This is a genomic window from Streptomyces sp. NPDC059456, assembly GCF_042750055.1.
In the GTDB taxonomy this organism is placed as follows: domain Bacteria; phylum Actinomycetota; class Actinomycetes; order Streptomycetales; family Streptomycetaceae; genus Streptomyces.
Map to the genome: position 1 here is coordinate 1 of NZ_JBHYVA010000275.1, position 7,265 is coordinate 7,265.

A 7,265-nucleotide genomic window follows, 5' to 3' on the forward strand; every position below is an offset into this window, starting at 1 on the left:
CGGCCCGCGCCCCCGGCCCCGCGCCGCCGGGCGGGCGCCGCCCCCCCCCGGCCCCCCCCCCCCCCGCCCCGCCCCCCCGCCGCGCAGCGACGCCCCGCGGGGGGGGCGGCCGGGACGGCAAGCTCCGGGGGCGCCGGACCGGGGCCACGGCGGCGGCGCGGGCCCCGCAGCCGCACGGCAGGAGACGCCGCCGCGCCGGATCACGACACGAGCCGCCGGAACACGGTCACGGGACGCACGGCACGGGAACACCGGATCACGGCACGGGGCGCAGCACGGGGCGCACGGCACGGCACGGCACGGCACGGGAACACCGGATCACGGCACGGGAACACGGCACGCCGGACCACGGCATCGGGCGCCGGCTCACCGCACGGGGCGCCGCCCCGCCGGGTCACGGCGTGGGGCGGCCCGCCTCCAGGTACAGCGGGCGGCCGCGCTCGCGGGCCCGCAGCGCCCAGCGCAGCCGCTCGTACCGCACCGCGGGCAGCAGTCCCGCCGCCTCCTCCTCCGTCACGAACCGCCAGGCCCGCAACTCCGGCCCCGGCAGCCGGAGCCGGGCCGCTGCGGTGGCCGGGAGGCGGCCCCCGTCGAACAGCAGCCGCAGCCCCCCGTACGCGGGCGGCACCGGCGGCTCCCAGTCGACGACCAGCAGCCCCGGTACGGCGTCCAGGGTCAGGCCCAGTTCCTCCGCGACCTCCCGGACGCCCGCGGACCCGGGTGCCTCGCCCGCTTCGACGACCCCGCCGGGGAACTCCCAGCCCGGTTTGTACGTCGGATCGACCAGCAGCACCCGGCCCTCGTCGTCGAAGAGCAGCACCCCCGCCGCGACGGTCTCGCGCGTCGGCTCCGGTGTCTGCACGATGTCGCAGACACGGGCCGCGTCGGTGCGTACGGCTTCGGCGATCCGCTGCGCCGTCTCCCGTACGCTCAGGGTCCCGTTGTCGATGACGTGTGCGTCCGCGCCGAGCCAGCCGGCCAGCGCCTGCCGGTACGCGGGGATGTGGTCGTACGCCCACTGCCGCACCCGCACGTCCACGTTCGCCGGGTCCCCCGGTTCCTCCCGCGTCGCGATCCGCTCGCGCAGGATCGTTTCTTCCGGGGCGAGCAGCACGTGCCGCACCGGGATCCGGCGCGCTGCCAGCCCGCCGAAGATCTCGTCCCGGTACTCCTGCCGCAGCAGTGTCATCGGCACCACCAGCACCCCGCCCAGCTCCGCGAGCATCGCTGCGGCCGTGTCCACCACCAGGCGCCGCCAGCTCGGCAGGTCCTGGTAGTCGGAGACCTCCGCGAGGCGTTTGCGCGGCAGCAGTTGGCGTAGCGAGTCGCCCACGAGCTCCGGGTCGTACAGGGTGCTGTCCGGCAGGATCCCGGTCAGTTCGCGGGCCGTGCTGGTCTTCCCGGCACCGAATGTGCCGTTGATCCAGACAATCACGTCTACCCCTCTCCCCATGGCTCGTCCGGAGCCCCCAGTGGCTTGCCCGCATCACCCTGCCACGGAAACCCGCTCATCGGCCCAGTGCTTATCCTCAAGGTCAGAGCCGTACCCGCCTGTGTCCCGCCATCTCCGGAGGTTTCCGTCCCGTGCCACAGACCCGCCGCCCGTCCGACCTCCGCTACGGCAACCGGCCGACCATGAAGGACGTGGCGGCCCGTGCGGGCGTGGGCCTGAAGACGGTGTCACGGGTGGTGAACGGCGAAACGGGCGTCACCCCGGACACCGTACGGCGGGTCCAGGAGGCCATCGAGGCGCTCGGCTTCCGCCGCAACGACAGTGCGCGCGTGCTGCGCAAGGGCCGTACGGCCACCGTGGGACTGGTCCTGGAAGACCTCGCGGACCCCTTCTACGGGCCGCTGAACCGGGCGGTGGAGGAAGTGGCCCGGGCCCACGGGGCGCTGCTCATCAACGGGTCCAGCGCCGAGGACCCGGACCGGGAGCGGGAGTTGGCGCTGGCGCTGTGCGCGCGCCGCGTGGACGGGCTCATCGTGATCCCGGCCGGGGACGACCACCGCTACCTGGAGCCGGAGATCCGGGCGGGTGTGGCGACGGTGTTCGTGGACCGCCCGGCGGGCCGGATCGACGCGGACGTGGTGCTGTCGGACAGCTTCGGCGGGGCCCGCGCGGGGGTGGCGCACCTGATCGCGGGAGGCCACCGCCGGATCGGGTTCATCGGGGACCACCCGCGCATCCACACGGCGACCGAGCGGCTGCGGGGCTACCGCGCGGCGATGGCGGACGCCGGACTGCCGGTGGCGCAGCCGTGGCTCTCCCTCGGCTCGACGTCCCCGGAGCGCGTCGCGGAGGCGGCCCGGGCCATGCTGACGGGCCCCGACCCCGTCACGGCGGTCTTCGCGGGGAACAACCGGGTGACGGTGACGGTGGTGCGGGTCCTGGCCGAGCACCCGCTGCCGGTGGCCCTGGTGGGCTTCGACGACTTCGAACTGGCCGACCTGCTGCGGCCCGGGGTGACGGTGGTCGCCCAGGACGCGGCGGCCCTGGGCCGGGTGGCCACGGACCGCCTCTTCCAACGGCTCGCGGGCGCCTCCCTCGCCCCGGCCCGGCTCGAACTCCCGACCCGCCTGATCCCCCGCGGCTCGGGCGAACTCCCCCCGGCGGGCTGAGACCCGCCGGAGCGGAGCCCGCCGTCCCCGCCCGGGCGGTCAGCGGATCAGCCCCCGCAGTACGGGCACGGCCCCGCCGGCGGCGGTGAGCCCGGCGAGGACGGACAGGGCGACGGGGACGCCGCCCATGAAGCTCAGCCCGCCGACGACGCCTCCGATGAGCAGGGCGATGACGAGCACGACGGCGGTGTGCAGGGACAGGAACGGCTGCTGCGCCTCAGGTGGTGTGGTCATGGTTCGATGAGACCCCTGCCGGGGCGCCCGGCAGGCATGGACGGAACGGATCCGGTCCGGGCCGATCGCCCCGGAAATCCCGTGAACGACACGGTTGTTCGGCGGAACGCGGTGCCTGTTCCCGGTCGTTCGGGAAAGTTCGGGACCGTTCCGCCCCCGACGCCCTAACCTGGGCGGCCACGCATGGCCGAGGGGGGACATGGGGGACAGTGAGCCGCGACCGGGCGGCACGTTCGAGGAGGGACTCGCCGCGCTCGCAGGCGATCTGACGCGGTTGCGGATCGAGCGCGGCCGGCCTTCGTACCGCGAACTGGAAGCCCGCGCGGCCGGTTCGATCAGCGGGATCCGGCTGCCGGTGGCCACCCAGAGCGACGTCTTCAACGGCAAACGGCTCGTCCGCGCGGACACGTTCATGGCCCTGGTCCGGATCCTGCTGTCGTACGACGAGTACGGCCACCCGGCCGCCGTGCCCTCGCACACCGCCCCCGAACTCGCCGTCTGGCGGCGGCGCTGGCAGGAACTGGCCGCGCTCCGGCCTCCCGTGTACGCGCGTGCCCGAGCGGCCCGCGCAGCCGGCCCCGCGCAGGCCGCTCCCGTGGACGCGGACGCGGTCCGGGAGGCGCCGGGGGAACGGGCCGCCGGGCCCCGCACCCCTGCCGGGGCCGGAACCGGAGCCGGAGCCGGAGCCGGAGCCGGAGCCGGCGAGGCCACCGGTCCTCGCGCCGCCATCTGGTGGGACGACCCCGTCGGTACGCACGCCCCCGCGGGTTCCGCCGGTTCCGCCGAACAGGCCCGAACACCCTGGCATCCCGAACCCGCATCCCGGCCCACGGCGCAGCCGGCGGCCCCGGAACGGCATCCCGGGCCCGTTCCCGGATCGCCTGCCGGACCGGCCCCTGACGCGGCTCCCGGGCCGGCCTCCGGAACCGGGTACGGCCCGGCTCCCGGAGCGGGCCGCGGCCCGGCGTCCGCACCGGCCGCCGGGCCCGCCCCGTACGCCCTGCGGCACCGCCTCGCCGGGCACCTGGCCCCGGTCCGGGAAGTGCGGTTCTCGCCCGACGGCCGGCTGCTGGCCTCCGCCGGCGGCGACTCGGTCCGGCTGTGGGACACCACGACGGGCCTCGCCACCATCACGCCCTTCACCGCGACGCATCCCCTCGCGTTCACGCCCGAGGGCCGGCTGCTGGCGACGGACTCCAGGGACCCTTCCCTGCTCCACCGCATCGATCCCGCGACCGGCCGCCCCGACGGCCCGCCGCTCTTCGGCCAGGGCGCCCCGATCACCGGCATCACCTGCGCGCCGACGGGCGACACGGCCGCCACCCTCGAACTCGGCGGCTCCGTCCGGCTCTGTGACCTCTCCGTCGGCCACCGCCCGGTCCTCGTCATGCGCGGCGGCGCCGAGGACCCCATCGACGCGGTGACCTTCACCCGCGACGGACGCCTCCTCGCGGCCGCCCGCAGCTCGCGGGTCTGGGACCTGCTCGGAGCGGGCGTCGCCGGCGCGCCCCGCACCACCGAGGCCGGCGCTCCGGAGGCGGTCGCCCTCTCCCCCGACGGGCTGCTGCTCGCCCTCGGCTACCGCAACGGCCTGGTGGCCGTGCACGCGGCGGCCGGCGGCCGCGAGGCGCTGGCCCTCCCCTGCCCCGCCGGGCCGGTCGGTGCCCTGGCCTTCTCCCCCGACGGCAGGCTGCTCGCCACCGGCACCCCCTGGGCCCTACACCTGTGGGACACGGCCACCGGCCTGCCCGTCGGACCGCCGCTGACCGACCACACCGGCGGCATCGAGGACATCGCCTTCTCGGTGTCCGGCCGGCTGCTGGCCACCGCGTCCTACGACGAGACGGTCCTGGTGTACGAGCGGGCCGCCGGTGCCTCCCGCCCGACGCCGCTGGCGGCCGAGGCGGTCGCCGTCGCGCTGCGGGAACGGCAGCCGGTCCGGCTGCCGCCCGTGCAGGCCGAGGCCGCCCTCGTACGGGTGGCGTTCTCCCCCGACGGCCGTCGCATCGCGGCGACGACCGCCGCGTGCTCGGTCCGGATGTGGGACCCGGTCACGCTGCGGCCCCTCGGCGCGCAGCCGGCCGGGCGCGTCGTCGTCCCCTCGTGCCTGGCGTTCTCCCCCGACGGGAGCGTGCTCGCCACGGCAGCCGCCGACCGGACCGTGTCCCTGCACGATCCGGCGACCGGCGCGACCGTCCGAGAGCTGCCGACCGGGCACCGCGCCCGGCTGCAACGGCTCGCGTTCTCCCCCGACGGACGGCTGCTCGCCACGGTGGGCGCGGACGGCACCCTGGAGCTCTGGGACCCGGTCACCGGCACGCGTTCCGGCGAACCCCTCCACGCCGGCAGCGGCGAGGCCGCCGCGCTCGCGTTCGCCCCGGACGGGCAACTCCTGGCCGGCTCCGGCGCGGACGGCCGGGTGCGGCTGTGGGACACCGGGGCGCGGCTGCTGCTCGGCACGGTGCCCGGGGGACACGGGGGCGCCGTGTGGTCGGCGGCGTTCTCGCCGGACGGGGCCCTGCTGGCCATGGCGGGCGACGACGGCGCCGTACGGCTGTGGGCCCCGACCGGCGACCGGCGCGTCGGAGGCACACCGCCGGCCGGCCATGCCTCGGCGGTGTACGACGTGGCGTTCGCGCCGGACGGGCGGCTGCTGGCCTCGGCCGGCGAGGACGGCACGGTGCGGCTGTGGGACCCCGGGACCGGCCGGAGCGTCGGCGATCCGCTCACCGGTCACCGCGACGGTGTCAACGCCGTGGCCTTCTCCCCCGACGGGAGCCTGCTCGTCTCGGCGGGCCGGGACGGAACCCTGAACCGCTGGGTGATCGGCCCGCTGTAGGACGCCGTGAGGCCCGGCCGGGTGTGCCCGGGCCGGGCCTCCCGTGCGGTGGGGCGGTCAGGCGGTCGCCGTCAGCGTCGCCGAGCGGCGCGGGATCGCGAAGGCGTCGAGTTCGGCACGGGTCAGGCCGGTCAGCGCGGTGACCTCGTCCGTGCCGACGGCGCCGCAGTCCAGGCCGCGGACCAGGTAGCCGGCCAGCGCCTTGGCCGTGGCGGGCTCGTCCATCACGTCGCCCTCGATCTTCGCGACGTACGCCTTGAGCCGCGCGGCGGCGGCTTCGAGGCCCTCGCGGTAGAAGGTGAACACCGCCGCGTAACGGGTCGGGAGGTGGGCGGGGTGCATGTCCCAGCCCTGGTAGTAGGCGCGGGCCAGGGCCCGGCGGGTGAGGCCGTAGTGCAGCTTCCAGGCCTCGTGGACCTGCTCGGTGGTGCCGACCGGCTTGACGTTGGTCGAGCCGTCGGAGACGCGTACGCCGGTGCCGGCGGCCGCGACCTGCATGATCGCCTTGGCGTGATCGGCGGCCGGGTGGTCGCTGGACTGGTAGGCGGCGGAGACGCCGACGCAGGCGCTGTAGTCGAAGGTGCCGTAGTGCAGGCCGGTGGCGCGGCCCTTGGCGGCCTCGATCATCCGGGCGACGGTGGCGGTGCCGTCGGAGGCGAGGATCGACTGGCTGGTCTCGATCTGGATCTCGAAGCCGATCCGGCCCGGCCGCAGGCCGCGGGTGCTCTCGAAGGCCTCCAGCAGCTTCACGAAGGCGTCGACCTGCTCCGCGTACGTGACCTTGGGGAGGGTGAGGACCAGCCCGTCGGGCAGGCCGCCGTGCTCCAGCAGCCCGGACAGGAAGACGTCGGTGGTGCGGATGCCGCGGTCGCGGACGTTGGACTCCATGCACTTCATGCGGATGCCCATGTACGGGGCGTTCGTGCCGTTGGCGAAGGCCTCCGAGACGAGGCGGGCGGCGCGGGCGGCCGCCTGGTCCTCCTCCTCGTCGGAGCGGACGCCGAAGCCGTCCTCGAAGTCGACGCGCAGGTCCTCGACGGGCTCGCGCAGGAGCTTGGCCCGGACCCGGTCGAAGACGGGCCCGGCGAGTTCGTCGGAGATGCCGAGGACCTTGGCGAAGGTGGCGGCGTCCGGGGCGTGCTCGTCGAGGGCCGCGAGGGCCTGGTCTCCCCAGGAGCGGATGGTGCCGGCGGCGAAGACGTCGCCGGGGACGTAGACCGTGTGGATGGGCTGGCGGGTGCCGGGGTCGCCCGGGTAGTGGCGCGCGAGCTCCGCGTCCACCGGCGCGAGGGAGGCGCTGATGCCCTCGCTGACCGCGCCTGCGAGGCTCGTCGCCACCTTCTCCTGCTGACCCATCGTGCACTCTCCTCTTTTTCCGCTTCACGGAAGCTTAGATCCGCATAGCAGAATTTAGTGAGGGGTCTTTGTCTAGTCAATGGTTGCAGGAAACAGCTCGGGGGGGGGGGGGGGGGGGGGCGGCCCCGCCCCCCCGCCACAGGAACCACCAATGGTAAGCCCAGGGGGGCGGGGGTGCCCCCGCAGACGCGCGGGGGGCACCGAGGAGTTGGGG

At 75.8% G+C, this 7,265-nt stretch carries 5 protein-coding genes; 2 read left to right on the forward strand and 3 right to left on the reverse strand.

Annotated features, from left to right (window positions below):
- Nucleotides 1-394 precede the first annotated feature (394 nt).
- Nucleotides 395-1,435, reverse strand: a complete 1,041-nt coding sequence (locus tag ACFXA3_RS22945) for an NUDIX domain-containing protein (protein ID WP_385189459.1) — start codon at nucleotides 1,433-1,435, stop codon at nucleotides 395-397.
- Between the two features lie 149 nt (nucleotides 1,436-1,584).
- Between ACFXA3_RS22945 and ACFXA3_RS22950 the strand changes: the two genes are divergently transcribed.
- Nucleotides 1,585-2,622, forward strand: coding sequence for a LacI family DNA-binding transcriptional regulator (locus ACFXA3_RS22950; protein WP_385189461.1), 1,038 nt, complete (start codon nucleotides 1,585-1,587; stop codon nucleotides 2,620-2,622).
- 39 nt (nucleotides 2,623-2,661) lie between these two features.
- On the opposite strand, the gene ACFXA3_RS22955 is transcribed toward ACFXA3_RS22950, so the two are convergent.
- A complete protein-coding gene (locus tag ACFXA3_RS22955; RefSeq protein WP_385189463.1) occupies nucleotides 2,662-2,856 on the reverse strand; it encodes a hypothetical protein in 195 nt (64 codons plus the stop codon).
- 199 nt (nucleotides 2,857-3,055) lie between these two features.
- Between ACFXA3_RS22955 and ACFXA3_RS22960 the strand changes: the two genes are divergently transcribed.
- Nucleotides 3,056-5,695 (forward strand): hypothetical protein, encoded by a 2,640-nt coding sequence (locus ACFXA3_RS22960; protein WP_385189466.1) that lies wholly within the window; start codon nucleotides 3,056-3,058, stop codon nucleotides 5,693-5,695.
- A gap of 57 nt (nucleotides 5,696-5,752) precedes the next feature.
- Here the strand turns inward: ACFXA3_RS22960 and ACFXA3_RS22965 are convergent, their stop codons facing one another.
- Nucleotides 5,753-7,051, reverse strand: a complete 1,299-nt coding sequence (locus ACFXA3_RS22965) for a DUF6986 family protein (protein WP_385189468.1) — start codon at nucleotides 7,049-7,051, stop codon at nucleotides 5,753-5,755.
- Between the last annotated feature and the right edge of the window lie 214 nt (nucleotides 7,052-7,265).